Here is a 25,131-nt window from a genome sequence, read left to right as displayed (position 1 = left end):
AGGAGGCACGTGTGGCTCAGGACGGTTTCCGCGACCGTGTGCGCACCTGGCTGGCGGACAACCTGCCGCCGGAACTGCGTGGTTTGGGCGGTCCGGGGCGCGAACACGAAGCCTTCGAAGAACGGGTGGAGTGGGAACGGCGTCTCGCCGCGGCGGGCTGGACCTGCGTCGGCTGGCCGGTCGAGCACGGCGGGCAGGGTGCGACGCTGGAACAACAGGTCGTGTTCCACGAGGAGTACGCGAGAGCGGGCGCCCCGGCGCGGGTGAGTCATCTGGCCCAGGAACTCCTGGGCCCGACCTTGATCGCGTTCGGTACGCCGGAGCAACAGAAACGGTTCCTGCCGCCGATCGTGGCCGTCGAGGAACTGTGGTGTCAGGGCTATTCCGAACCCGGCGCCGGCTCCGATCTCGCCGCGGTGTCGACCACCGCGACCCTCGAAGGCGACGAGTGGGTGTTGAACGGCCAGAAGGTGTGGACGTCGCTCGCGCACGTGGCCGACTGGTGTTTCGTCCTCGCCAGGACCGAACCCGGTTCGAAACGCCACAAAGGACTGTCCTATTTGCTCGTCCCGATGCGGCAGCCCGGCGTCGAGGTCCGGCCGATCCAGCAGCTCACCGGGACGTCGGAGTTCAACGAAGTCTTCTTCGACGGCGCCCGCACGGCGAAGGGCCTGGTCGTCGGCGAACCCGGCGACGGCTGGCGGGTGGCGATGGGCACCCTCGCCTTCGAACGCGGCGTCGCGACGCTCGGGCAACAGGTCGGCTTCCGCCGGGAATTGGAAGAACTCACCAGGATCGCGCCGGACGACCCGGTGATCGCCGAGCGGATCGACCGCGCCTGGGTCGGCCTGGAGGTCATGCGGGCACAGGCGATCCGCACCCTCGGCGACTCGTCGCCCGGCGTGGCCGAAGTGTCCAAACTGGTCTGGGCGAACTGGCACCGGGACCTGGGAGAGCTGGCGATGCTCGTCCGCGGCGCGCGGGGCATGCTCGCGGAAGACGGGCTCGACGCCTGGCAACGGCTCTTCCTCTTCACCCGGGCCGACACGATCTACGGTGGCTCCAACGAGATCCAGCGCAACGTCATCGCCGAGCGGGTGCTCGGCCTGCCAAGAGAGGTGCGACCGTGATTCCGGTGCCGAAGTACCCCGAGGGGGCGAATCTCCTGCGGAACAAGGTGGTCGTGGTGACGGCGGCGGCCGGCACCGGGATCGGTTCCGCGGTGGCGAAACGCGCGCTCGAAGAGGGCGCCCGCGTCGTGATCAGCGACTGGCACGAGCGGCGCCTCGGCGAGAAGGCGGCCGAACTCGGCGACGTCCACGCGATTCCCTGTGACGTCACGCAGGAGGACCAGGTGCGGGCGCTCATCGACGGAGCCGCCGCGCACTACGGCCGGATCGACGTGCTCGTCAACAACGCCGGCCTCGGCGGCACGAAGTCCATAGTGGACATGGCGGACGAAGAATGGGTGCGGGTCATCGACGTGACGCTCAACGGCACGTTCCGCGCGACGAGGGCCGCGGTGAACCGGTTCATCGAGCAGGGCGGCGGCGGGGTGATCGTCAACAACGCGTCCGTGATCGGCTGGCGCGCGCAGGCCGGGCAAGCGCACTACGCCGCCGCGAAGGCGGGCGTCATGGCGCTCACCCGCTGCGCGGCCGTCGACGTCGCCGAACACGGCATCCGGGTCAACGCCGTCGCGCCGAGCCTGGCGATGCATCCGTTCCTGGCCAAGGTGACCAGCGAGGAACTGCTCACCGAACTCACCGCGCGCGAGGTGTCGGGGAGGGCGGCGGAACCCTGGGAAGTGGCGAATGTGATGGTGTTCCTCGCCAGTGAGTACTCGTCGTACCTCACCGGCGAGGTCGTGTCCGTGAGTTCCCAGCATGCGTGAGGTACCGATGAAGTCCAGCCCAGGGTCCCGCCGCGCCGAACTGCTCGCCCTCGCGGCGAAGCTGTTCGCCGAGCGCGGTTACGTCTCCACCACCGTGCGGGACATCGCGGACGCGGCGGGAATCCTTTCGGGCAGCCTCTACCACCATTTCGACTCGAAGGAGTCGATGGCCGACGAGATCCTCACCGTGTTCCTCGACGAGCTCTTCGGCGCCTACGCCGAGATCGTCGCGGAAGGCAGAGGCCCGCGGGAAACGCTCGAAGCCGTCGTCGTGGCATCGTTCGAATCCATTCACCGGCGGCCCGCCGAGGTGGCGATCTACCAGTCCGAAGCGAAGCACCTGATGCAGTTGCCGCGCTTCGACTACCTCACCGACCGCAACACCGAATTCCGCAAACTGTGGAACGCGATCCTCACCGACGGCATCGCGGCCGGCGTGTTCCGCGAGGACCTCGACGTCGAACTCACCTACCGGTTCATCCGCGACACCGTCTGGGTGGCGGTGCGTTGGTACAACCCCGACGGATCGCTGAGCGCGGACGACGTCGCTCAGCAGTACCTCGGGATCCTCCTGGACGGCATCGCGACGAAGACAAGGAAGCGCCGTGGCTGAAGCTTACGTACTGGACGCGGTCCGGACCCCCGTCGGCAAACGCGGGGGAGCGCTCAGCGGCGTCCACTCCGCCGACCTCGGCGCCCACGTCATCCAGGCCGTCGTCGAACGATCGGGTGTCGACGCCGACCTGGTCGACGACGTCATCCTCGGCTGCTGCGACACACTCGGGCCGCAGTCCGGGAACATCGCGCGGACGGCGTGGCTCGCGGCGGGCTTCGGGCACCACGTGCCGGGCGTGACGATCGACAGGCAGTGCGGTTCGAGCCAGCAGGCCGTGCACTTCGCCGCGCAGGCGGTGCTGTCCGGGACGATGGACCTCGTGCTCGCCGGCGGCGTGCAGAACATGAGCGCCGTCCCGATCGGCGCGGCGATGCTGGCCGGGCGCGAGTACGGGTTCGAAGACCCGTTCTCCGGCTCGAAGGGCTGGCAGGAGCGCTACGGCAGCGTCGAGGTTTCGCAGTTCCGCAGCGCCGACATGATCGCCGAGCACTGGGATCTGACCCGCGAAGCGATGGAGGAGTACGCCTTCCGCAGCCATCAGCGCGCGATCGCGGCCATCGACGAAGGCCGGTTCGCCGCCGAAACCTCGCCGTTCGGCGGCGTCGGCCTGGACGAGGGGCCCAGGCGCGACACCAGCTTGGAGCGGATGGCCGGGCTGAAGCCGCTCAGCGACGGTTCGCGCATCACCGCGGCGGTGGCCAGCCAGATCTCGGACGGCGCCAGCGCGACACTCATCGCGTCGGAGAAGTTCGTCGAGGAACACGGCATCACCCCGCGCGCCAGGATCCACCATCTTTCGGTGCGGGCGGCCGACCCGGTGTGGATGCTCACCGGGCCGATCCCGGCGACCGCGCACGCGCTGCGGAAAACCGGGCTGAGTATCGAGGACATCGACCTGTTCGAGGTCAACGAGGCGTTCGCGAGCGTCGTCCTGGCGTGGATCGAGGAGACGGGCGCCGATCCGGACCGCGTCAACGTCAACGGCGGCGGGATCGCGCTCGGCCATCCCATCGGGGCGACCGGGACGAAACTGTTCGCGACCCTGCTGCACGAACTCGAACGGCGCGGCGGCCGCTACGGGCTGCAGACGATGTGCGAAGGCGGCGGAACGGCGAACGTCACGATCATCGAGCGGCTTTGACGCTCTGCCTGCTCCAGACGATGAGCGCCGACGCGCTGAAAGCCGCGCCGAGCAGGCAGACACCGGTCCAGCCCGCGACGGCGTAGACGGCTGTCGAGCCGATGGCGCCCACGCCGCTGCCGACGGAGTAGAAGATCATGTACCCGCCGATCAGCCTGCTGCCGGCGTCCGGCCGGAGCGGGTAGATCAGCGTCTGGCTCGTGACGTGCACGGCCTGGACGGCGAGGTCGAGCAGGATGGCGCCCGCCACCAAGGCCCAGAGTGACGCGCGCGTGAAACCCAGCGGCAGCCACGACAGCAGGAGCAGGCCCAGCGCCAGTCCGGTCGTCCACTGTGCCCGGCCGCGGTCCGCGAGCCGTCCGGCCGGTGCCGCCGCCAGCGCGCCCGCCGCCCCGGCCAGCCCGAACGCGCCGATGGCGGTGTGCGACAGGCCGTCCTCGGTGAGCGGCAGGGCGACGGAACTCCACAGCGTGCCGAACGCGGCGAAGATCAGCAGCGCGAGCGTTCCGCGCGTCCGGAAGACGGGTTCCTCGACGAAAAGCGACAGCGTGGAACGCAACAGCCGCCGGTAGTCCATGCCGTTTCCGGTCGAGGAGGGCAGCACGCGGTACAGCACGATCGCGATCAGCACGGTCACGCCCGCGGACGCGACGTACACCGCGCGCCAGCCGGCGAGGTCGGCCAGCGTGCCGGACACCGTGCGCGCGAGCAGGATCCCGAGGACGACGCCGGTCGTCACGAGACCGACGACACGCCCGCGTTCGGCGGGGGCGGCCAGCGACGCGGCGAACGCGACCAGGAGCTGGGTGACCACCGCGAGCACGCCGATCGCCAGCATCCCGGCGAGCAGCACCACGCCGTTCGCGGCGGTCGCGGCGACCAGTTCGGCGATCGCCAGGAGCGCCAGCAGCCCGGCGACGAGCCGTCGCCTGTCGAGCAGGTCGCCGAGCGGGACCAGGAGGAACAGGCCGAGTCCGTAGCCGAGCTGCGTCAGCGTGACGATGCCGCCGACGGTCGACGCGGCGATCCCGAGGTCGGCGCCCATGGTGACGAGCAAGGGCTGGGCGAAGTAGATCGTGGCGACGGCCGTCCCGGCGGCCACGGCGAACAACAGGACGACTCCGCGACGCACAATCCCTCCAGATGGTTTCAACTTGCTACCACTGGCGACGGTAGGGCATTCCGGTAGTAAGATGCAACCATGGTGAAGCGGACGACGTTCGACGAAGCCCCGTGCCCGGTGGCGCGCTCGGTCGACACGATCGGCGACTGGTGGTCGCTCCTGATCGTGCGCGACGCCTTCGACGGCGTCCGCCGCTTCGGTGAGTTCCAGCGCGGCCTCGGCGTCGCGAAGAACATCCTGTCCGCACGGCTGCGGGCGCTCGTCGGGCACGGGGTGCTCGACGTGGTCCCGGCTTCGGACGGGAGCACGTACAGCGAGTACGTCCTGACGGCCAAGGGGCGCGACCTGTTCCCGGTGATCGTCGCGCTGCGGCAGTGGGGCGAGGCGCATTTCTTCGCCGAGGGCGAGCCGCGGTCGGAACTGGTGGACCGCGACGGCGGGCGTCCGCTGCGGGGGCTCGAGGTCCACGCCTCGGACGGCCGCGTCGTCGGGCCGGACGACACCGTGGTGGTGAAGGCGCCGGCCTCGTGAGTGGCGAGGACGGCCAAGTCCGTGAAGGCCTCCTTCACTACCTTCAGGGTAGGCAAGGAGACCTTCACGGACTTGGCGAGCGTCTGTGCCGGGTGAGCACCCCTGCCCTCTGGCCACTACCTCGGCGGGCGGTGTCGTGAAAGCCACTTTCGCAACGTGTTTCCGCCGTGGGCCGCTCGCCGCGAAGGAGCCGTCCGCGCGTGCGATGCGGTGAAGTCCACCCGCACTCGCGTGATGCGACGCCGCACTCGCGTGATCAGGGACGGAACTCGCGTGATCAGCGCCGCACACCTGAGTGCAGTATCCAGTCACGCGAGTCACGTCCCTGGTCACGCGAGTCACGAAGTCATAGATCGGGGCCCTCCCAGGTGAGTCCTGCCTGGAAGGGCCCCGACCGGATGCGGAGAGCCGTGAAGGACGGTTCCCGACGGAGCCCGAATCACCGTCGGTCCCGGATCCTCCCGGCGCCCCAAGGGGTGGCGGTGGGTGCGGAGGCCCGGCTGCCCACCGCCACCTGAGGGGACCGCGGCCGCCGCGCGCGGCCCCGGTCCGGTCGCGAACCCGGGTCACCCGGCGGGAACGCGAGCCCAGGGCATCTCCTCCTGTGCGGGTACGGCCGCGGTCGGGGTGTCGGACAGGAAGTCCCGTTCGAACGGGGCGAGGATGTCCTCTCCGATCGGCGTCGGCTCGGCGCCGCCGCCCGTGGCACTCGCGGCGAACGAAGGCTCCGCGGCGGGGACGGGGAACACCGGCTCGGGCACCGGCAGCCGCCGGTCGAGTTCGGCGGCCCAGTGGATCATCGCCTTCGGCCGATCCCAGCCCGCCGCGCCGACGAGCCTGCCGTCGCGGACGAAACCGGTGACCCCGTCGGAAAGTTCGATCGTGTCCTTGCCCAGCGACGGCATCCCGACGGTCTGAAGCCGCGCGTCGTACAGGGACGACCAAGCGCGGGGGAGCGGGGTGTACGGCCGCGCGTTGCCCCGGCCCAGCATCAGGCTTTCCGCCGCCGCACGCCCGGATTCGACGCCGTTCATCCAGTGCTCGACCCGGCGCGGGGTCTCGTCGATCCGCAGATTCGGCCATTTCGCCACGTCGCCGGCGACCACGACGTCCTCCGCCCCGACGGCGAACAGCGCGGGATCGCACAGGACACCGTCGTCGATGGTCAGCTCCGAGCCGCGCAGCCAGTCCACGGCGGGCACGCTGCCGATCGAGAGCACCACGCAGCTGGCCACCAGGAACTGGTTGTTGGTCAGGTGCAGCCCGACCGTCTCCTTGGTGCTGATCCAGTTCCGCACCTCGGTGTTCATCGCCAGCTTGGCGCGGTGATGCTGGTGTTCCTTGGTGAGCGCCGACGCGATCCGCTCCCCGAAGCGGTGCAGAGGCGCTTTCGCGTGGCCGATGAGCGTGACGTCGCGGCCCATGTACCGCATCGACGCGGCGAACTCGTTCCCGATGAGGCCGCTGCCGATCACCACGACGGATTTGTTGCTGTTCCCCAAAGCCCGCCGGACGGCCAGTGAATCCTCCACGGTGCGCAGCACACGGACCCGCGGGTCGTGGCGCGGCGAGCCGGGGAGATGACGGGGGTAGACCCCGGTCGCGACGATCAGGCCGTCGTACCAAAGGGATTCCCCGCCCGGCAGGTGCACCGTGCGTTCCTTGGTGTCGAGCCAGGTCGCGCGGGTGCCGAGCCGCCAGTGGACGTCGAGGTCTAGGTACGGCTCCAGGCTCGCGGCCACCGGTTTCACCCCGCCGGTGACGAGTTCTTTCGACACCATCGGCCGGTGATACGGCTTGCGCGGTTCGTCGCCGACCAGCACGATCTCGCCGTCGAAGCCGAGTTCCCGCAGGCGTTCCGCGGAACGGAGCCCGGCGACGCCCGCACCGACGATGACGATCCGATCTCCGTCACTCATCGTCGTACGCTCCTTCTCCCTTGACTCTGATGGCTTGTTTCGGGCAGAGCCTGGCCGCGGAAATGGCCTGGTCCAAGCCATCCCGGTCGATCATCCGGCGGATGCGGAGCTTGCCGTCCGGGCCGATCTTGAACGTGGCCGGTGCTTCCATCTCGCAGAACCCGAAGATCTCGCACCGCTCGTTGTCGACGCTGACACGCGTGCCGCGCCGGACGCTTCCGAAGATCATTTTTCGTTTCTCCAAGTCGTTTCGCTCCCCGGTCAGACCAGTTCCTCGACCAGGCCCAGCCGTTCCAGGTACCGGGTTGGCGTGAACCGCAGGGCGGTCAGCAGGACCGCCGGGACCAGCAGGGTGATCCCGCCGAACCACAGGAGGCCGAGGTGCCCGTTGGCCATGGCACCGAAGAACGAGTGCAGTGCCGTGATCGCGACCGCCGGATAGGCGAGCCGGTGGATCCACAGAAAGCGCCGGTAGGAACTGAACCGGCTGATCCCGCCGGTCAGCGAGACGGCGATCATGACCTCGAGCCCGATGACGCCGAGTTCGTGGCGCGCCAGCGTGCCCGGCAGGAGCGGGATCGAGATCTGCGCCAGGGTGAAACCGTCGGGCAGGAACAGGAACGACATCGCGTGCACGACGCCGAACGACAGCGCAAGGATGCCGAGCACCATATGCGAGTTGCGCAGCGCCTTCCGCCCGGTCAGCGATGTGATCCAGCCGGTCGCGGTGAACACGCCCCAGCACAGGGTCAGGCACATGAAGCCGTACGCGATCCGGGCGGAGGTCTGCGCCATGCCCTTGATACCGGGGTCCGTGTCCGTCTTCTGGGTCAGGACGAGCACCACCTCGGACCACTGGTCATACATGGGTCGCTCCTGGGGCACTGGGAACCGGTTCCGGTTCGTCGGCGGCCGCGCGTTTGCGGGTCCGGGTGTTCTTGCTGCGCAGGGTCCGGACGGCGAAGAACAGTCCACCGCCGAGCACCACCGCGAGCAGCAGGCCGAGGGCGAGGTCGCCGAAACCGACGTCCATCGCGGCGTTGGCCGTGTTCGCCTGGGGCACCGGGGCCTCCGGCATCAGCGACTGGTCGACGAGACCGGTGCTTTCCAGCAGGGTCATATGCCGCAGCACGGCCTGGTTGGCCGTGGTGGCGTAGTCGCGCACGACGTCGTTGCGGGTACCGGCCCTGACCTGGGAGATGAGGGGGAACAGCACGCCGTGCGCGTACCGGAGCCGGTTGGTGAAGATCCGGTCGAACTCGGTGTCGTCGCGGGCGGCCTTCATCTCGCCGAGCCACGCCGACTGCTGGTCCGACGGTTCGCGCGGCAGGGTGATGCCGAACTTGTCGGCGATGGCGTGTGTCGCGGTGTCGAGCCTGCCGTGGTCGATCATCAGCGTCCGGCCGACTTCGCGGACCCGCTTGCTCTTCCCGCGTTCCTGCGCCCACATCCCGGCGGGCATCTCCCACAGCCCGGCCAGTTTGACGTTGACGATCAGGTTCTTGTCCGCCGCGCTGAGCTCTTGGGCGTGCGCTTCACCGGCGGGGCCGAGGAGGGTCACCGCGGCCGTCGCCAGCAGCACGATCAGCGGACGGGAGAATCGGGGGAGATCAGATGCCGAGGTCATCGGCCTGCCAGGTGTCCGCGGTGAGCAGCACTTTCGTGCCGTCCGGTTTGATCGGGAACCACGCGTCGTCGGCGCCCTGCCCGCCGGTGTTGCCGGGCATCGCGTCCTTCGCGTTGCGGTAGAGCGGCCAGCCCGCGAGGGTGACCTGCTCGACGCCGTCGCCCCTGGTCACGGTGCCGATCAGTGCGCGGTCGATCCCGGTCACCACGAGGTCGCCGTCGGCCTTGGCGGGAATCCAGGTCTGCGAGCAGGTTTCGACGCAGTTCGACTTGGGCGGGTTGACGGTGTCCTTGTCGTAGCGGTAAAGCGTGAAGCCGTTCGTGTCGGTGACGATCGGTCCGAGGTCGAACAGGATCGCCGCCGTGACACCGGGGGCCGGTTCGGCAGCCGGGTCGGGCATTCCCGGCATCTGCGCCACGCCGGCGGCGGGGGCCGCGCCGGGAGAGCCGTTCGGTCCCGCGGTACCGGTGGTGCAGGCCGCGGTCAGCGCGATCGCGGACAAGGTGAGGGTCAGAGGTATGACCGAGCGTGACACGGGGTTCACGGAAATCCTCCTGTCGGGGCAGAGGAGAACGCCATCGCCGCGGGGAGATGGTGTGCAGGCAGGTTCAAGTCCACTGTGGACGGTCAAGTCGGACATTCAAGCCGGACTCTCATGATCCACAGTGGATTCGGCGATGCGGGGGACAGCGCCGGGTCGGGGTCTTCGGTAGGGGATACGGTCACGAGTCGGGAACGGTTCAAAAAACTTTGCCACGCTCGGTGAACCGGGCAGGAACAGTTTTGGTACTGGACTTATCGCCCCTGATCGCACAAAGATGTGCCGCGTGGGACGCCACTCTCGGATACTGCAGCCAATAGTCGATCATGAACCCGCTTCGAACGGGCATGACGACCTCATCAGGGCGTTGTACCAGGAGTTCGGATCGAGCCTGATGGCGTTCGTGCTGAAGCTGACCGGCCACGATCGCCAGTGGGCCGAGGACGTGGTCCAGGAGACGCTCATCAAGGCGTGGCGCAACGCCGGCAAACTCGACCGGCAGCCGGAAATGCTGCGTGCCTGGCTGTTCACCGTGGCCAGGCGCATCGTCATCGACGGCTGGCGGAGCCGGAGCGCCCGCCCTCAAGAGGTGGAGGAACTCGAGTCGGATTCGATCGGAGTGCCGGACGAATCGGAGAAGACGCTCGCGGCCATGATCGTTTACGAGGCCCTGCGCAATCTCTCCCCGGAGCAACGTGAAGCCGTCCAGCAGACCTACCTGCGTGACCGCACCGTGAACGAGGTCGCGGCGACGCTCGGGGTTCCGCCGGGTACGGTGAAATCGCGGATCCACCACGCTGTGCGCGCGCTGCGCAGGGCGCTGCAGGAGCGGGGGTGAGCGAGGTGTCCGGAGAGCCGCACACGGATATCGCCGCCTACGTGCTGGGCGTCCTCGGCGAGGAGGATCACGCCCATTTCGAGGCGCATCTGCTGGAGTGCCCCGAGTGTCAGGTCGAGCTGGTGGAGATGTACCACCTGCCCGACATCCTCGACATGGTCAAGAAGAGCTGGCCGGATCCGCCCGTGAAGGGCCCCGGGCCGCGGGTGCTGCGGATGCTGCTCGCGGACGCCGCCAGGGCGGGCCGCCGTCGCAAGGTCATCCGGCTCGCGACGGCCGCCGCCGTGCTCGTGCTCGTCGTCGGCGGACCGCTCACCGTTCTTTCGCTCACCGACCGTGAACCGGTCGTCACGCAGGCCGCGCCCACCGTCGTCACCTCGGTGGTGCCGTCGCCCGCGCCGCTGTCCCGCGAGGCGGGCCCGGACGGCGGCGCCGCCCCCTTCGGCTGGTCCGAGGCGGGCAACGCGGTCGCCGCCGAAGTCACGGTCCAGGACAAGGAGTGGGGCAGCGCGGTCGAACTCGAACTGCGCGGCCTCATCGGGCCGATGACCTGCCAGCTCTTCGCCTACTCCCACGGCGGAGACGCCTACGTCGTCAACAACTGGAGCGTGCCGTCCAAGGGGTACGGCGTACCCGGCTCCCCGGAGCCTCTTGTCGTCACAGGCTCGACGGCGTTGCGGAAGGCCGACATCGAACGCTTCGAGGTGCACAAGCAGGACGGCACCGTGCTGGCCGTCGTGCGCCGCTAGTCATATAACGGAAAGATAACGGCGGGATCGCTTTTTGAACCGCTTGTCGTCGGGAACCGTATCTCCCAGTAGCCGGATGGATATTCGGCAAAGGCGTGGCTCATACCGGACATGAGTTTTCGATGTGTTCGGAAACGAATGAGGTGAGCGAATCAATGGCACGAAATCAAGGGCGCCACCGTATCGCCCGCAGGACCAAGATCGCGACCGCGTTGCTGGGCCTGTCGATCGCGGTCGGTGGACTGGTGGTGGCCACCACGACCGGCGACTCCGACCGCGCTTCCGCGGACGAGGTGGACAAGTCGCAGTTCGTGGACATCACCAAAGTGCGGCCGAACGCCGACAAACCACGGCCGGGCCGGAACGCTTCCACGGGCTCGTTCACCGTCGACTGTGGACGGAACGAGAACGGGCACTTCAATCCCGACAACTTCATCGCGCAGCCGGGTATCCGCAACGGCGCCCAGCATCTGCACGATTACGTCGGGAACCTTTCCACGAACGCGGATTCGGACAACAACAGCCTGCTGGGCGCCGGTACCACCTGTGAGAACGGCGACGAATCGACGTACTTCTGGCCGGTGGTGCGCATCGACACCGGTCAGGAAGACGAAGCGCGGCAAGGCGAGCAGAACCAGAACCAGAGTCAGAACCAGGACCGCGGCGGCGACCGGAACCGGCAACGGAATCAGGGCGACGAGCGGCAAGGCCGAGACCAGAACAACGGCAACCAGAACGACCAGCAGAACAACGACCAGGAGCAGGCCCAGCTGGACGAGCCGAACGCGAACAACGAACTCGCCGGCAACGACGGCGAGATCCAGCGCCCCGCGACCGTCGACATCACCTTCAAGGGCAACGCCCAGGAGAAGGTGAAGGAGATGCCGAAGTTCCTCCGGATCCTTTACGGTGACGCGAAGGTCACCACGAACGGTCCCGCCAACGCGCGGGAAAGCTGGACCTGCACCGGCTTCGAGGACAGGGTCATCAAGCAGTATCCGATCTGCCCCGGCGGCAGTGACGTCAAGCGGGTGCACACGTTCCCGAGCTGTCTCGATGGCGACAACATCGACAGCGAGAACCACCGGGACCACATCAAGTATCCCGATGAGAACGGCGAATGCGCCAACGGCCTGACCGCGGTCCCGGAGCTCACCATCTCGCTGACCTACAAGATCCCCCGGGACATCCAGGTCAACGGACAGTACAAAGTGGACTCTTTCCCCGAAGAGGACCACAACCCCTTCTCCGACCACGACGATTTCGCGAACGTGATGTCGAACCAGATCATGGATCGCCTCGTCGACTGCGTCAACGAAGGTCGCAAGTGCCGCGAATGAGGCGCTGAGCGACCACTCCAGACGTCCTCGGCTCACTCCGACGGCCGAGGCGGTCAACGCCAAGCCAGACCGGCGAACAGGAGGAAAATACTCCGGCCCGGCGGGTCCCCCCCTACACCTCACCCACCCGCCGGGCCGGCCCTACTCGAAACGATCGACACAACTGAAGAACGCTCCGCCAGCGTTTTACCCGCCCTGCCGGCAGCTTCCCGAGGAAGCCGCCGGCAGGGCTCTTTTCGGTAGGTTGGCGACATGGGTGAGCAGAAGGACCGCATGCTGCGCGGCGAGCTGTACCGGGACAACGATCCCGAGCTGGTCGAGGACCGCAGGCGCGCGCAGGCGCTTGTGGACCGGTTCAACGGCACGGGCGCCGAGGAGACCGGTGAGCGGGACACGATTTTGCGCGAGCTGCTGGGAAAACTCGGTGAGGGTTCCTGGATCATGCCGCGGTTCCAGTGCGACTACGGCTCTCTGATCGAGATCGGCGCCAACAGTTTCCTCAACTACGACGCCATCCTCCTCGACTGCGCCCCGATCAAGATCGGCTCGGACTGCTCGATCGGCCCGCGCTGCCAGCTGCTGACCGCGCTGCATCCGATGGAGGACCACGAGCTGCGGCGAGCCCGCTGGGAATCGGCCGCGCCGATCACCATCGGGAACAACGTCTGGTTCGGCGGCGGCGTCATCGTCTGTGCCGGGGTGACGATCGGAGACGACACGGTGGTGGGCGCGGGCAGCGTCGTCACCCGTGATCTGCCGTCGAAGGTGTTCGCCGCGGGCAACCCGGCCCGCGTCATCCGGGAGCTTTGAGGCTCACCGGTCCACCGGCGTGATCCGGGTGCGCCGGCTGTGCTCGAAGACCATGGAGGTGCGCACGTCGGCCACCTCCGAGCGCTCGGTCAGTTTGTCGATCACGAAGGCGTAGAGGCTGTCGTTGTCGGGGACCGCGACGTGGAGGATGAAGTCCTCGGTCCCGGTGGTCACGTAGAGCCCGACGAGGTCGGGCAGCGCGTTGACCCAGTTCCGGAAGCCTTCGATGTTCCGCCGTGAGGGCGGGCGCACCCGCACCGCGATGAGCGCCTGCACCCCGCGGCCGATCGACGGCAGGTCCACGTCCAGCAGCGCGCCGCGGATCACGCCGCGTTCCCGCAGACCGCGGGTGCGGTCCAGCGCGGTGGTCGGCGAAACCCCCACCGCGGCGGCCACTTCGCGGTTGGTCTTCCGTGCGTCCGACTGCAATTGCGCCAGGATCGCCTTATCAAGTTCGTCCAAGCGCGCCATCTCAGCCCTCTCACCGTATTAAGTACGAACACGGTGGACTCTACTCGTATGTCCTCTTAGTTTGACCTTGTTCATCCGTTGATGTGAGCAGGAGTCCAGCTGAATGTCCGAGCACGGTACGGCCATCGGGTTCGCCCCCGACGAGATCGACTTCACCGCTTCCACCCGATCGGCCAGGTTGAAGTGGGTCATCGTGGTCAACAGCGAGCTGCCGCCCGGCCGCGCGGTCAACGCGGCGGTCTGCACCGCGGTCGCCACCACGCAGGCCGTGACCGGTCTCCTCGGCGACGAAGCTGTCGACGCCGACGGCGAGCACTACACGGGCTTGCCGTGGGTCGGCTGCTCGATCCTGACCGCCGACGCCGAGAAGCTGCGAGCCATCCGCGCCAAGGCCGCGGCCTCGCCGGGCTGCCACGTCGCCGACATGCCCGGGGTCGCCCAGCAGATCCGCGTCTACACCGATTTCCTCGCGACAATGAAGGAGATCCCGACCGAGGAGATGGATTTCTGCGCGATCGGCATCGTCGGCCCGCGCAACCGGATCGACAAGCTGGTCGGGAAGCTGCCTCTGATGGCGTGAGCCTCAGCCGTCGAGGAGATCCCGCAGTGCTTCGGTGAACCGGGCCGGGTTCCGCTGCGGCGCCAGATGCGCTCCGGGCACCTCCGTGAACGGCAAACCCAGCTCCAGCGCGAGGACCTTGGCCGGCTGGTAGTGGTAGTGCCCCCGGCTGCCGACGCCCGCGACGGGAAAGATCTCGGTGGTGCTCCGCCGCAGCGCCCGCAGGTCGGGAAGGTAGTCGAGGATCTCGGCCAGCTCGCGGCCGAACAGCCGCTTCCAGTCCTCCTCGTTCGGCAGCCGGATCGCGCGCAGTTCGGGCAGCGCGGCACCGGCGATCCCGTCGGTGAACCGCTTGAACGCCCCCATCAGGTCACCGGCCTGCGCGAGCCGCACCTGGGCGTTGGCCTCGTCGAGCCAGCCGAGCGCGTCCGGGAGCAGCTGGACGGCGGGGGGCTCGTGCGCGACCAGGACGTTCGCCGCGTCCGGGTAGCGGGCGACGAGGTCGAGGCCGATCAGGGCGCCCGCGCTGGTCCCGAACACGCTCGCCGGCCCGCCGCCGACGTGCTGGAGGACGGCGTGGGCGTCGTCGGCCTGCTTCGGCACGCTGACCGGGCCGGTGCTGGTGTCGGTGCTGCGGAAATGGCCGCGCCGGTCGTAGGTGACGACGGTGTGGTCGTCGGCGAGCAGCTTCGTCATCGCCCGGAAGGTGTCCGCCGAGCCCAGCCCACCGGCGATCAGGAGCAGAAGCGGCCCTTCGCCGGTACTGCGGACATACAGCTCACCGTCCTCGACCGGACAACGACTCTCCGAGATCATGGCCGAAGTCAAGCACAGCGCGCTCGGTCCTTCACCCGGAGCCCAGCCGCCGCAGCGCGTCGGTGGCGTCGGCCACGATCGTCTCGATCAGCTCGCCGACCGCGGGCAGGTCGTCCAGCAGGCCGACGACCTGCCCGGACGCCAGTACACCGGCGCTCCGATCGCCCTCGACCAGCCCGGCGCGCAGCAGCATCGGCGTGTTGGCTGCCATCAGCACCTGTGACCACGTCCGGTCGCCGCCTCGTTTCATCCGCAGGCCCTCAGTGGCCAGGGAACGCCACGACAGCCCGCTCAGCTTCCGGAACTTCGCGGCGTTACGGACCGACCTGGCGAGCCCGCTCACCGGACCGGCGGATTCGAGCCGGTCGACCAGCTCCGTCCGGAGGACGCGATGCGGCATCCCGTCCACCTTGCGGGTGACGACGGTGCCGTTGAGGTCACGGGCGAGGTACGCCTGCTTGATCTCGTCGGGGACGGTGCTTTCCTTCGTCAGGAGGAACCGGGTGCCCATGGCGACCCCGGCGGCCCCGTAGGCGAGCGCGGCGGCCAGCCCCCGGCCGTCGAAGAAGCCGCCCGCCGCGACCACCGGGATGTCGACGGCGTCCAGCACCGACGGCAGCAGGAGCGTCGTCGCGACCCCACCGGTGTGCCCGCCGCCTTCGCCGCCCTGCACGATGACGGCGTCGGCGCCCCAGCCCGCGACCTTCTCCGCGTGCCGGGCCGCGCCGACCGACGGGACGACGAGGACGCCGTTGTCCTTCAGCCGCGCGATCATGTCCTTCTTCGGCGCGAGCGCGAAGGAGGCGACCTTGACCTCCTCGGTGATGAGCAGTTCGACCCGGCGCTGGGCGTCTTCGGCGTCCGCCCGGAGGTTGACCCCGAACGGCCGTGAGGTACGGCTTTTGACCTCCTTGATCGCCGCAGCCAGCTCGTCGTAGGTCATCGTCGCGGAGGCGAGGACGCCGAGGCCGCCCGCTTCCGCCGTCGCGGACACCAGCCGCGGCCCGGCGACCCAGCCCATACCGGTCTGCACGACCGGATGCCGGATCCCGGCCAGTTCGGTCAGCGCGGTCTTCACGACGGGACTTCTTTGTCCCGCAAGGACTTCGGATCCAGGCTGGTCCGGATCAGGAGCAGCTCGGACTCGGTCGGCAGCCGGGATTCCGTGACGCCATCGGTGATCAGCGGGAACGACGTCGCCTCGACGACCTCGTCCACGGAAACCCCCGGGTGCACGGAAACCAGCCTCGGGGCGTGGTCTTCGCCGCCGAAGTCGAGGACGCCGAGGTTGGTGACGACGCGGTGGACGTCGTGATACCGCAAGCCTGCCTCGCGTGCCCTGGCGTAGCCGACACCGGACACGATGTCGACCTGATCGACGAAGACCCGCTTGCTGTGCCGGGGAACCCAGTAGCTCGTGCGGTGATTGGCCGTGTTGCCCGGCCCGCCTCGGACGCCGAGAAGCTGCTTCTTCGGCTGGGCATGGTCACCGATCGCCGAGATGTTCTGGTTTCCTTCACCGTCGATCTGGTTGGCGCCCATCACCACATGGCGTTTTCCGCGCGGTACCACCGTGTCGAGGACCTTGCGGAACGGTTGCCAGCCTTCGACGACGGCGTCGGAGGTCATCAGGTACGCCTCGCCGTCGGACAGCACGATGTCCGGTTCGAACGTCAGCCTGGCGAGCCTGGCGCCCAGCGACGGGATGAAACCCATGGGGCTCACCACGATCTCACCGTCACCGCGGAACAGTTCGGCGCAGGCGACGACCGCCACTTCGGCACGACTGAGGTCACTCATGCGGACTCCCCGAATTCTGCGACGGCCTTCTGGTAGTGCGCTTCGTCCCCGGACAGGAACCTGTCGACGAATTTCGGCCACGCGTCGAGATCCTTGGCGGCCTCGGCGTAGTGACGCTGGAAGCGTTCGTCGCGCCCGTAGTCGGGGGCGGCGGTGGTGAAATGCGCGCCGTTCGGCGTTTCGGCGACCCCGGTGACGAGCATCCGGCTCAGCAGCAGGCTCTGCACCGGCCCCGCTTCGGCGAGCTCGGCCGTCTCCACGATCTTTTCCGTGGACACGTAACACTTGTCGGCGGCGAGCGCGAACAGTTCGTCGAAATACGGATCCGGTCCGAGGTACTGCGCGTTGCCCCGCGCGTCGGCGCGGTTGAGGTGGACGAAGGCCACGTCGAGGTCGAGCGCGGGCACCGCCAGAAGTTCCTCGGCGTCGTCGTACGGCGATCGGACGATCCGCAAGGACGGGTTCAGGTCCAGGACGCCGGAGCCGAGGCCCGCGCGCGTCGGCAGGAACGGAAGTCGTTGCGCGGCAGCGGAAAGGCCTGTCCCGAAAACACCTTCGTCGTACTCCGTGACGGTGATCGCCCCCGTTTCCCGCGCCCGGGAGAACCACGGGTCGTAGGGGATCGTGTCCAGGGTGACGAAGCCGAAGACGAGGTGCTTGATCTTGCCCGCCGACGCCAGCAGTCCGACGTCCGGGCCGCCGTAGGAGACCACGGTGAGGTCCTTGACCGGTGAGCGCAGGAGCGCGCGCACCAGTGCCATGGGCTTGCGCCGGGAGCCCCAGCCGCCGATCCCGATCGTCATGCCGTCCCTGAGTTCGGCGACGATCTCGTCCGGCGTCATCCGCTTGTCGGCCATCACTTCCCCTTACCGTCCAAGAACTCCTGGCGCGCGCCGTCCGAGACGCCCGCCAGGTTGAGTTCGAAGGTGAATCCCTGCTCGAAGCGGTAGCTGCGGTGCACGGGCTGGACGTCGATGCCGTTGATGGCCTGTTTCGCGGCGCGGATCACGCGGGTGTCCTTCGCCGCGATCTGCCGCGCCACGCCGAGCGCGGTCTCCTCGAGCTCGTCCCGCGAGACCACGGCGTAGACCGAACCGTGGTGGTGCAGCTGGGCCGCGGTGATCGTCGAAGCCGTGTAGTACAGCGCCCGCATCAGATGCTGGGGGACCAGCCGCGCGAGATGGGTCGCCGCGCCCAGCGCGCCGCGATCGACCTCGGGGAGCCCGAAGGTCGCGCCGTCGCTGGCGATCACCACGTCCGCGTTGCCGACCAGGCCGACGCCGCCGCCGAGGCAGAAGCCCTGCACCGCGGCGATCACCGGGACCGCGCAGTCGTACACGGCGGAGAACGCCGCCGCGCAGCCCTCGTTCGCGCCGATCAGCGCGCCGTAGCCCGGATCGCGCTGGATCTCCTTGATGTCGACCCCGGCGTTGAACCCCCGGCCCGCCGCGCGCAGCACCACGACATGCGTCTCGGGATCACGCCCGGCGTCGGTGACGGCCGAGGCGAGGGCGAACCAGCCCTTCACGCTCAGCGCGTTCACCGGGGGCGCGTCGACCGTGACCACGGCGATGCCGGGCTCCGGTGAGTGGGTGGAAACGGTCATCGGGCACCCTCCACAGCTACCAAACCTAGCACTTGCTTGGTACGTTAGCAGGACGTCCGGCCCGGGTACAGCGACCGTGAAGGAGGACCGGCATGACACTCGAACTCCGGCTCGACGGTGCCGTGGTGCTGGTGACCGGTGGGGTACGCGGCGTCGGCGCCGGTGTGACCAGGGCTTTTCTGCGGGCCGGCGCCGAAGTCGTCACCTGCGCCCGCACCGAACCCGAGCGGCCTGTGTGCGCCGAGGACAAGGCGTCGACGTTCATTTCCTGCGACGTCCGCGACGCGGGAGAGGTCGACGCGCTCATCGAGGAGATCGTCCGGCGTCACGGCAGGCTCGACGTCGTGGTCAACAACGCGGGCGGCGCGCCGTACGCCGAGACGGCGGACGCGTCGCCGCGGTTCCACGAGAAGATCGTCGCCCTGAACCTGCTGGCGCCGCTGACCGTCGCCCGCGCGGCGAACGCGATTATGCGGCGCCAAGACGGCGGCGGCGTCATCGTGAACATCAGCAGTGTCAGCGCGACGAGACCGTCGCCGGGGACGGCGTCCTACGGCGCGGCGAAAGCGGGGCTGGACAACCTGACAGCGACGCTCGCCGTCGAGTGGGCGCCGAAGGTGCGGGTCAACGCGCTCGACGTCGGCATGGTGCGGACGGAACACTCGCATCTGCACTACGGCGACGAGGCGGGAATCGCGGCCGTGGGCGCGACAGTCCCGTTAGGACGGTTGGCCGAACCGGACGAGATCGGTTCCTGCGCGGTGTTCCTGGCTTCTCCGCTGGCTTCCTATGTCAGCGGCGCCTGCTTGACAGTGCACGGCGGGGGAGAGCTGCCCGCTTTCCTCGCCGCTTCCCATTCCGAGGCAAAAGAACGAAAGGAGCCGGTGTGAGCGGGATCGCCGACGGCCGGATCGTGGTGGTGACCGGTGCCGGTCGAGGTATCGGGCGGGCGCACGCGCTCGCGTTCGCCGCCGAGGGCGCGCGGGTGGTGGTGAACGACCTCGGCGCCGGGATCGACGGCAGCGGCGGGTCGGCGGGCCCGGCGCAGGACGTCGTCGACGAGATCGAGGCGCTCGGCGGCAAGGCGGTGGCGAACACCGGCGACATCGCGTCCTGGGACGGCGCCGCGGCGCTGGTGCGGACCGCCGTCGAAACCTTCGGCGGGCTGGACGTCCTGGTCAACAACGCCGGGTTCCTGCGCGACAGGATGCTGGTGAACCTTGGCGAGGACGAGTGGGACGCCGTCATCCGCGTCCACCTGAAGGGGCATTTCGCGCCGACGCGCCACGCCGCCGAGTACTGGCGAGCCGAAGCGAAGGCGGGCCGGACGAGGGCCGCACGGGTGATCAACACCAGCTCCGGCGCCGGCCTGCTCGGCAGCGTCGGGCAGGGGAACTACGCGGCCGCGAAGTCGGGGATCTTAGGACTGACGCTGGTCGCCGCGACCGAATTCGGGCGCTACGGCGTCACCGTGAACGCGATCGCCCCGGCCGCCCGCACCCGGATGACCGAAGAGGCGTTCGCCGACGACATGGCCGCCCCGGAAGCCGGTTTCGACGCCATGGCCCCGGAAAACGTGTCGCCGCTGGTGGTGTGGCTCGGCAGCGAGGAGTCGTCCGAGGTGACCGGGCGGGTGTTCGAGGTCGACGGCGGACGCGTCTCGATCGCGCAGGGCTGGCGGCACGGCGCGGTGCGGGACAAGGGATCGCGGTGGTCGCCCGCCGAACTCGGCCCAGTGGTGACCGAGTTGCTGGCGGAGGCTCCGGCACCCGAAGCCGTCTACGGGGCTTAGCGTCCCAGCTCAGGCGTCGCGGGTCAGGTCCCGGACCTCGGGCAGCCGCTGGAAGCCCCCCGACTCGTAGGTCGCGACCGCCGCGACGTTGGAACTAGGCGTGCCCAGGGCCGCGCTCGACGAGCCGAGCTCCTGGAGCGCGGCCGCCGCGGCGACGGTGATCGCCTTGCCGTACCCGTGGCCGCGATGGTCCCGGTGCACGCCCATCGGCTCGAGAATCCCGGGCTTACCCGGGCCTGCCGACCACACGGCCACCGCCGCGATGGCGTCGCCGTGGTCGTCGTATCCGAGCAGGCATCGGGCGTCGGCGAACGGCGCTCCGGCCGCCATCGTGTGCCACTTCCCGGCGGTGAACTTCGAGCCGTCGAACGAGGCCCCGATCACCTCGGCCCACACGGGGGCCTTGTCCGGTCCGATCGTCTCGATCCGCAGGTCCGGGGCCTTCACCGGCTCGGTGAGATCGCGGTTCAACGGCGTCCACGGCTCCTCGTCGATGTGCCAGCCGTCCCCGGGCAGCACTTCTTGGAGCAGCGCGTCCATCGGCGCCTCGATGGATACCTTCCCGGAGGGCAGGACGCCGTGCTCCGGCGCGATCACGTCGTCGGCCAGCCGCCGCGCGAGTTCCTCGTCCCGGCGAACGTCCGGCGCGGTCGTGAGCCGCAGGAGGTCGGCGCCGTCGAGCAGTCCGACGGCGAGGATCCGGCCGTCCCGGCGCCAGATCCGGACCGCCGCGGCCGTCGCTTCCGCCCCCGAGCGCCAGAACCAGCCGAGGTCACCGGGATGCAGTTGCCACGCCACCCCTTCGGACTGCCAGTCCCGCAGCGCGGCCACGGCCTCGTTCAGCCCGTCCACGCCCGGCTTCTCCACAGTGATCGCCATGCCGGTGATCACACACCACCTCGCGAGAAGTCGCATCCGGTTTTCGGTGAGGCCAAGATGGGGGAGTGACGTCACTTCAGCGCCGTCTTTGGGAAGCGGTCGAGCCGCTGCACGCCGTCGTCTACTTCGCGCCGGAAACGGCGGCCGCGGCCAAGGCGGCGGGCATGCCGAGCTGGTGGATGGGCTACTTCGCCGGCCGGGTCGCGCCGCTCGGACCGCTGCCGGAACCACCGGTGACCGCGATGCTCTTCGGGTTCGCCCCGCGGATGGTCGCGCGATCTCTGCCTGACGCGTGGAAGTACGCCGAGCCCGCCGTCGTGCTGCGGAGCCGGATGGACGCCGTCGAGGAGGCCTTGAACCGGATTCTGCCCGCGGACTCGCCTTTCGGTGAACTCGCCGACCTGCTCGAACAAGCCGTCACCGGCTGCGATTACGCGGCAAGGCCGCTGGCCGCCGCGTGGTCTTCGGTCGCCCGGCCCGCCACGCCGATCGGGCGGAGCTGGCTCGCGGCGACGGTGCTGCGCGAGCATCGGGGGGACGGTCACGTGCTGTCCGCCGTCGCCGCCGGGCTGCGCGGGCTCGACACCACGCTGACCCACATCGGCAGCGGGGCGGTGACGCGCGAGGTCATCCAGGTCAATCGCGGCTGGTCCGACGAAGACTGGGAAGAGAGCGTCGCCCGGCTGGCAGGGCGGGGGATCCTCGGCGGCGACCTGAAGCTCACCGACTCGGGAATCGCGCTGCGCCAACGGATCGAGGACGACACCGACCGTCTCGCCACCGGTCCTCTCGACGCGCTCGGGGAGGACGGCGCCGCCGAGCTCGTGCGGATCGCCGTGCCGTTGAGCCGCCGGATCTTCGACGCCGGAGCGATCCCGCTGCCGAATCCGATGGGGGCACCGCGGCCTTGATTCTCGAAACTGTCGGACCCCGGTGGGACGCTGTTCGGCATGGCGACGTGGCAGCAGTTCAGTGAAGAGGCACCCGCGCTGGCCGAGAAGATCAAGGAGCGGTTCACCGCGGAGAAGTCGCACGTGCTGGCGACGGTCCGGCGGGACGGCTCGCCCCGGGTCAGTGGCAGTGAGGTCGATTTCCGTGAACAGGACCTGCTGATCGGTTCGATGATCGGCGCGATGAAGGCGAAAGACCTGCAGCGCGACGCCAGGTTCGCGATCCACGCCGCCTCGGCGATCGACGAGGGCGGCGCGGACGCGAAGGTGGCGGGAAAGGCCGTCGAGATCACCGATCCGGCGGAGGTCGCCCGCCTGCAGGGCGACGACGGAGAGGCCCACGTGTTCCGCCTCGACCTCACCGAGGTGGTGCTGACCTGGGTCGAGGGCAACACCATCTATTTCGACTTCTGGAAGGAGGGCCAGGGGAGCAAACGGCTCGCGAGGCCGGACAACGGTCCGGTGGTCGAGGTCGACTTGGGCTGAAGCGCTAGATCCGTTCGATGATGGTGCCGGTGGAAAGCGCGCCGCCGGCGCACATCGTCACCAGCGCGGTGCTCGCGTCCCGGCGTTCCAGTTCGTGCAGTGCCGTGGTCAGCAGGCGGGCGCCGGTGCTGCCGACGGGATGCCCGAGCGCGATCGCGCCACCGTTCACGTTGACCTTGTCCTCGTCGGGTCGATGCACCCGTTGCCACGACAACACGACCGAAGCGAACGCCTCGTTGACTTCGAAGAGGTCGAGGTCGCCGATCGCCATCCCCGCCTTGGCCAGGACACGTTCGGTCGCCTGCACGGGACCGTCGAGGTGGTAGTACGGCTCCGCGCCGACCAAGGCCTGCGAGACGATCCGCGCCCGCGGCTTGAGGCCCAGTGCCTTGGCCCGGTCCGAGTCCATCAGGAGGAGCGCGGCGGCGCCGTCGGAGATCTGCGAAGACGTCCCGGCCGTGTGCACGCCGCCTTCGAGGACGGGCTTGAGCTTGGCGAGGCCTTCGACGGTCGTCTCGCGGAGACCCTGGTCGCGGTTCACCAGCCGTGTCTCGCCGGTCGGCTTGCCGTCCTCGCCGAGCACGGGAGCCTTGACCGCGACGACCTCGCGGTCGAAGTGTCCCGCCGCCCACGCGGCGGCGGCCTTGGCCTGCGACGCCGTCCCGAACAGGTCGACGTCCTGGCGGGTGATCCCGCGGCGTTCCGCGATCCGCTCGGCCGCGCCGTACTGGTTCGGCATGTCGATCGACCACGATTCCGGTCGCGGCGTGCCGATATCTTCGCCGCGGTTCGCGCCCAGCGGTACCCGGCTCATCGCCTCGACGCCGCAGGAGACGCCCGCGTCGATCGCCCCGGCCGCGATGAGCCCGGCGATCAGATGCGTCGCCTGCTGCGCGGAGCCGCATTGGGCGTCGATGGTGGTCGCGCCCGTGGTCTCGGGGAGCCCGGCGTGCAGCCACGCCGTCCGCGTGACGTTGCCCGCCTGCTCGCCCGCCTGGGTCACGGCACCGCCGATCGCCTGTTCGACCAGCGCGGGATCCAGCCCCGCGCGTTCGAGCAGGGCGCGCTGCGCCGCGCCCAGGATCTCGGCGGCGTGCAGACCCGCCAAGTGGCCCCTGCGCTTGCCGACAGGGGTGCGGACCGCCTCGACGATCACCGGACTACCCACGTTCGCCTCCTGGGAAAACACTGTTCACTACCAAAAAAGTAGAACACGTTCTTGATTTGAGCAAGTCGTCCCAGGGTCGGCCTGATTTTGATCACTGGTCCCGGTTGCCGCTTCTTGCTGGGACTCCACGATCAGGTCCGGTTGAGTTAACGGGTTTCACTGAAACTCTTCACGTGACGGACGCCATATGCTTCAATCGGGTCTAGAACGTGTTTCATTGGCGAACCGCGTAGGAGGTAGCCCGTGGCCGCTCCCCTGATCCCCGCCGGTTTCGATTTCACCGATCCGGATCTGTACGCCACCAGACTGCCTCTGGCGGAGTTCGCGGAACTCCGTCGCACGGCACCGGTCTGGTGGAACCCTCAGCCGCACAACACCGCGGGCTTCCGCGACGACGGCTATTGGGTGGTCAGCCGGCTCGAAGACGTCAAGGCGGTTTCGAGGGACAGCGAGCTGTTCTCCTCCCGGGAGAAGACCGCGATCATCCGATTCGACGAGCACATGACCGACGACAGCCTCGAAGCCAACCGTCTGGTCCTGCTCAACATGGACGCCCCGCAGCACACGAAGCTGCGGCGGATCGTGTCGAAGGGCTTCACGCCGAGGTCGATCGCGAAGCTCGAAGACACCCTGCGCGACCGCGCGGAGCGGATCGTCAGCGAGGCCAAGAAGAAGGGTTCCGGCGACTTCGTCGTCGACGTCGCGTGCGAACTTCCCTTGCAGGCCATCGCCGAACTGCTCGGCATCCCGCAGGAAGACCGGCTGAAGATCTTCGACTGGTCCAACCAGATGGTCTCCTACGACGACCCCGAGTACGAGGTCGAACCGCTCGCGGCGTCCGCGGAGATCGTCGGCTACGCCTGGAACATGGCCGAAGAACGCCGCAAGTGCCCGATGGACGACATCGTCACGAAGCTGGTGCAGGCCGACGTCGACGGCGAATCACTGGCCTCCGACGAATTCGGGTTCTTCGTCATCCTGCTCGCCGTCGCGGGCAACGAGACGACGCGCAACGCGATCACCCACGGCATGAAGGCGTTCCTCGACCACCCCGATCAGTGGGAGCTCTACAAGAAGGAGCGGCCGAAGACCGCGCCGGACGAGATCGTCCGCTGGGCCACCCCGGTGGTCGCCTTCCAGCGCACCGCGACCAGGGACACCGAACTCGGCGGGCAGCACATCCGCAAGGGCGACCGGGTCGGGATGTTCTACAGCTCGGCGAACTTCGACCCGGATCACTTCGACCAGCCGGAGAAGTTCGACATCCTCCGCGAGGACAACCCGCACGTCGGCTTCGGCGGCACGGGCTCGCACTACTGCATCGGCGCCAACCTCGCGCGCCTGGAGATCGACCTGATCTTCAACGCCATCGCCGACGTCATGCCGAACATCAGCGAAGTGGCCCAACCCGACCGGCTCCGGTCGAGCTGGCTCAACGGGATCAAGCACTACCAGGTCCGTTACGCCTGATCGGC

29 protein-coding genes are annotated in these 25,131 nt (G+C 68.8%); 15 read left to right on the top strand and 14 right to left on the bottom strand.

Annotated features, from left to right (window positions below; all coding sequences use genetic code 11):
• The first annotated feature begins 11 nt into the window (after positions 1-11).
• Genes ACFOSH_RS01220 through ACFOSH_RS01205 form a run of 4 tightly spaced genes read left to right on the top strand, consistent with a single transcriptional unit; the run spans position 12 to position 3,651 of the window.
• Complete coding sequence (locus ACFOSH_RS01220; protein WP_378236687.1) at positions 12-1,130, top strand: acyl-CoA dehydrogenase family protein; 1,119 nt, start codon at positions 12-14, stop codon at positions 1,128-1,130.
• The gene (locus ACFOSH_RS01215) at positions 1,127-1,894 is read left to right on the top strand and encodes an SDR family oxidoreductase (protein WP_378236686.1); all 768 of its coding nucleotides are present in this window, start codon (positions 1,127-1,129) and stop codon (positions 1,892-1,894) included. The genes ACFOSH_RS01220 and ACFOSH_RS01215 overlap by 4 nt, the downstream gene beginning before the upstream one ends.
• Before the next feature lie 7 nt (positions 1,895-1,901).
• Complete coding sequence (locus ACFOSH_RS01210; protein WP_378236734.1) at positions 1,902-2,507, top strand: TetR/AcrR family transcriptional regulator; 606 nt, start codon at positions 1,902-1,904, stop codon at positions 2,505-2,507.
• Positions 2,500-3,651 carry an acetyl-CoA C-acetyltransferase gene (locus tag ACFOSH_RS01205; RefSeq protein WP_378236685.1) on the top strand — a complete coding sequence of 384 codons (1,152 nt, stop codon included), beginning with the start codon at positions 2,500-2,502 and terminating at the stop codon, positions 3,649-3,651. The genes ACFOSH_RS01210 and ACFOSH_RS01205 overlap by 8 nt, the downstream gene beginning before the upstream one ends.
• Here ACFOSH_RS01205 and ACFOSH_RS01200 read toward each other — a convergent pair.
• A complete protein-coding gene (locus ACFOSH_RS01200; protein ID WP_378236684.1) occupies positions 3,635-4,783 on the bottom strand; it encodes an MFS transporter in 1,149 nt (382 codons plus the stop codon). The genes ACFOSH_RS01205 and ACFOSH_RS01200 overlap by 17 nt on opposite strands.
• Before the next feature lie 69 nt (positions 4,784-4,852).
• Between ACFOSH_RS01200 and ACFOSH_RS01195 the strand changes: the two genes are divergently transcribed.
• A complete protein-coding gene (locus ACFOSH_RS01195) occupies positions 4,853-5,305 on the top strand; it encodes a winged helix-turn-helix transcriptional regulator (RefSeq protein WP_378236683.1) in 453 nt (150 codons plus the stop codon).
• 566 nt (positions 5,306-5,871) lie between these two features.
• On the opposite strand, the gene ACFOSH_RS01190 is transcribed toward ACFOSH_RS01195, so the two are convergent.
• The 5 genes from ACFOSH_RS01190 to ACFOSH_RS01170 are packed head-to-tail and all read right to left on the bottom strand — an operon-like array spanning position 5,872 to position 9,395.
• Positions 5,872-7,224 carry an NAD(P)/FAD-dependent oxidoreductase gene (locus ACFOSH_RS01190; RefSeq protein WP_378236682.1) on the bottom strand — a complete coding sequence of 451 codons (1,353 nt, stop codon included), beginning with the start codon at positions 7,222-7,224 and terminating at the stop codon, positions 5,872-5,874.
• Positions 7,217-7,453, bottom strand: coding sequence for a ferredoxin (locus tag ACFOSH_RS01185; protein ID WP_378236681.1), 237 nt, complete (start codon positions 7,451-7,453; stop codon positions 7,217-7,219). The genes ACFOSH_RS01190 and ACFOSH_RS01185 overlap by 8 nt, the downstream gene beginning before the upstream one ends.
• Positions 7,454-7,485: 32 nt before the next feature.
• Entirely contained in the window at positions 7,486-8,091 is a 606-nt protein-coding gene (locus tag ACFOSH_RS01180; RefSeq protein ID WP_378236680.1) for a ferric reductase-like transmembrane domain-containing protein, read from the bottom strand.
• Positions 8,084-8,851, bottom strand: a complete 768-nt coding sequence (locus ACFOSH_RS01175) for a DUF4142 domain-containing protein (protein ID WP_378236679.1) — start codon at positions 8,849-8,851, stop codon at positions 8,084-8,086. The genes ACFOSH_RS01180 and ACFOSH_RS01175 overlap by 8 nt, the downstream gene beginning before the upstream one ends.
• The gene (locus ACFOSH_RS01170; RefSeq protein WP_378236678.1) at positions 8,835-9,395 is read right to left on the bottom strand and encodes a hypothetical protein; all 561 of its coding nucleotides are present in this window, start codon (positions 9,393-9,395) and stop codon (positions 8,835-8,837) included. Before ACFOSH_RS01170 ends, ACFOSH_RS01175 begins: the two co-directional genes overlap by 17 nt.
• A gap of 283 nt (positions 9,396-9,678) precedes the next feature.
• Here ACFOSH_RS01170 and ACFOSH_RS01165 point away from each other — a divergent pair, with 283 nt between their 5' ends.
• The 4 genes from ACFOSH_RS01165 to ACFOSH_RS01150 all read left to right on the top strand — a co-directional run bounded on the left by ACFOSH_RS01165 (position 9,679) and on the right by ACFOSH_RS01150 (position 13,129).
• Entirely contained in the window at positions 9,679-10,230 is a 552-nt protein-coding gene (locus tag ACFOSH_RS01165) for a sigma-70 family RNA polymerase sigma factor (RefSeq protein ID WP_034317190.1), read from the top strand.
• A complete protein-coding gene (locus ACFOSH_RS01160) occupies positions 10,227-10,979 on the top strand; it encodes an anti-sigma factor family protein (protein WP_378236676.1) in 753 nt (250 codons plus the stop codon). The genes ACFOSH_RS01165 and ACFOSH_RS01160 overlap by 4 nt, the downstream gene beginning before the upstream one ends.
• Before the next feature lie 155 nt (positions 10,980-11,134).
• Positions 11,135-12,319, top strand: coding sequence for a DUF1996 domain-containing protein (locus ACFOSH_RS01155; RefSeq protein WP_378236675.1), 1,185 nt, complete (start codon positions 11,135-11,137; stop codon positions 12,317-12,319).
• A gap of 252 nt (positions 12,320-12,571) precedes the next feature.
• A complete protein-coding gene (locus tag ACFOSH_RS01150; protein WP_378236674.1) occupies positions 12,572-13,129 on the top strand; it encodes a sugar O-acetyltransferase in 558 nt (185 codons plus the stop codon).
• Positions 13,130-13,132: 3 nt separating this feature from the next.
• Here ACFOSH_RS01150 and ACFOSH_RS01145 read toward each other — a convergent pair whose 3' ends face one another.
• The gene (locus ACFOSH_RS01145; RefSeq protein ID WP_378236673.1) at positions 13,133-13,600 is read right to left on the bottom strand and encodes an Lrp/AsnC family transcriptional regulator; all 468 of its coding nucleotides are present in this window, start codon (positions 13,598-13,600) and stop codon (positions 13,133-13,135) included.
• Positions 13,601-13,703: 103 nt separating this feature from the next.
• On the opposite strand from ACFOSH_RS01145, the gene ACFOSH_RS01140 reads away from it, so the two are divergent.
• Positions 13,704-14,180, top strand: a complete 477-nt coding sequence (locus ACFOSH_RS01140) for a DUF2000 domain-containing protein (RefSeq protein ID WP_378236672.1) — start codon at positions 13,704-13,706, stop codon at positions 14,178-14,180.
• A gap of 3 nt (positions 14,181-14,183) precedes the next feature.
• On the opposite strand, the gene ACFOSH_RS01135 is transcribed toward ACFOSH_RS01140, so the two are convergent.
• The 5 genes from ACFOSH_RS01135 to ACFOSH_RS01115 are packed head-to-tail and all read right to left on the bottom strand — an operon-like array spanning position 14,184 to position 18,381.
• Positions 14,184-14,975, bottom strand: coding sequence for an alpha/beta fold hydrolase (locus tag ACFOSH_RS01135; protein WP_378236671.1), 792 nt, complete (start codon positions 14,973-14,975; stop codon positions 14,184-14,186).
• 31 nt (positions 14,976-15,006) lie between these two features.
• Positions 15,007-16,053, bottom strand: a complete 1,047-nt coding sequence (locus ACFOSH_RS01130) for an NAD(P)H-dependent flavin oxidoreductase (RefSeq protein WP_378236670.1) — start codon at positions 16,051-16,053, stop codon at positions 15,007-15,009.
• Positions 16,050-16,775, bottom strand: a complete 726-nt coding sequence (locus ACFOSH_RS01125) for a CoA-transferase subunit beta (protein WP_378236669.1) — start codon at positions 16,773-16,775, stop codon at positions 16,050-16,052. Before ACFOSH_RS01125 ends, ACFOSH_RS01130 begins: the two co-directional genes overlap by 4 nt.
• Positions 16,772-17,632, bottom strand: coding sequence for a CoA transferase subunit A (locus ACFOSH_RS01120; protein WP_378236668.1), 861 nt, complete (start codon positions 17,630-17,632; stop codon positions 16,772-16,774). The genes ACFOSH_RS01125 and ACFOSH_RS01120 overlap by 4 nt, the downstream gene beginning before the upstream one ends.
• Positions 17,632-18,381: an enoyl-CoA hydratase family protein gene (locus tag ACFOSH_RS01115; RefSeq protein WP_378236667.1), complete on the bottom strand. Its 750-nt coding sequence runs from the start codon at positions 18,379-18,381 to the stop codon at positions 17,632-17,634. The genes ACFOSH_RS01120 and ACFOSH_RS01115 overlap by 1 nt, the downstream gene beginning before the upstream one ends.
• A gap of 92 nt (positions 18,382-18,473) precedes the next feature.
• Here ACFOSH_RS01115 and ACFOSH_RS01110 point away from each other — a divergent pair, with 92 nt between their 5' ends.
• Positions 18,474-19,271: an SDR family oxidoreductase gene (locus ACFOSH_RS01110; RefSeq protein WP_378236666.1), complete on the top strand. Its 798-nt coding sequence runs from the start codon at positions 18,474-18,476 to the stop codon at positions 19,269-19,271.
• Entirely contained in the window at positions 19,268-20,173 is a 906-nt protein-coding gene (locus tag ACFOSH_RS01105) for an SDR family oxidoreductase (RefSeq protein ID WP_378236665.1), read from the top strand. The genes ACFOSH_RS01110 and ACFOSH_RS01105 overlap by 4 nt, the downstream gene beginning before the upstream one ends.
• A 9-nt stretch (positions 20,174-20,182) precedes the next feature.
• Here ACFOSH_RS01105 and ACFOSH_RS01100 read toward each other — a convergent pair whose 3' ends face one another.
• The gene (locus tag ACFOSH_RS01100; protein ID WP_378236664.1) at positions 20,183-21,052 is read right to left on the bottom strand and encodes a GNAT family N-acetyltransferase; all 870 of its coding nucleotides are present in this window, start codon (positions 21,050-21,052) and stop codon (positions 20,183-20,185) included.
• Positions 21,053-21,117: 65 nt separating this feature from the next.
• Here ACFOSH_RS01100 and ACFOSH_RS01095 point away from each other — a divergent pair, with 65 nt between their 5' ends.
• Together ACFOSH_RS01095 and ACFOSH_RS01090 are read left to right on the top strand one after the other, a co-directional pair.
• On the top strand, positions 21,118-21,963 hold the full coding sequence (locus ACFOSH_RS01095) for an SCO6745 family protein (protein ID WP_378236663.1): 846 nt from the start codon (positions 21,118-21,120) through the stop codon (positions 21,961-21,963).
• A gap of 39 nt (positions 21,964-22,002) precedes the next feature.
• Positions 22,003-22,488 (top strand): pyridoxamine 5'-phosphate oxidase family protein, encoded by a 486-nt coding sequence (locus tag ACFOSH_RS01090; RefSeq protein WP_378236661.1) that lies wholly within the window; start codon positions 22,003-22,005, stop codon positions 22,486-22,488.
• A 4-nt stretch (positions 22,489-22,492) separates the two neighbouring features.
• On the opposite strand, the gene ACFOSH_RS01085 is transcribed toward ACFOSH_RS01090, so the two are convergent.
• A complete protein-coding gene (locus tag ACFOSH_RS01085) occupies positions 22,493-23,656 on the bottom strand; it encodes a steroid 3-ketoacyl-CoA thiolase (RefSeq protein WP_378236660.1) in 1,164 nt (387 codons plus the stop codon).
• 243 nt (positions 23,657-23,899) lie between these two features.
• Between ACFOSH_RS01085 and ACFOSH_RS01080 the strand changes: the two genes are divergently transcribed.
• On the top strand, positions 23,900-25,126 hold the full coding sequence (locus ACFOSH_RS01080; RefSeq protein WP_378236659.1) for a cytochrome P450: 1,227 nt from the start codon (positions 23,900-23,902) through the stop codon (positions 25,124-25,126).
• The last annotated feature ends 5 nt before the right edge of the window (positions 25,127-25,131 follow it).

The sequence above is a fragment of the Amycolatopsis speibonae genome (assembly GCF_042647925.1).
Taxonomy (GTDB): Bacteria; Actinomycetota; Actinomycetes; order Mycobacteriales; family Pseudonocardiaceae; genus Amycolatopsis; species Amycolatopsis speibonae.
Note: the sequence above shows the minus strand (reverse complement) of the source record. Positions and strands in the feature narration are given on the sequence as shown.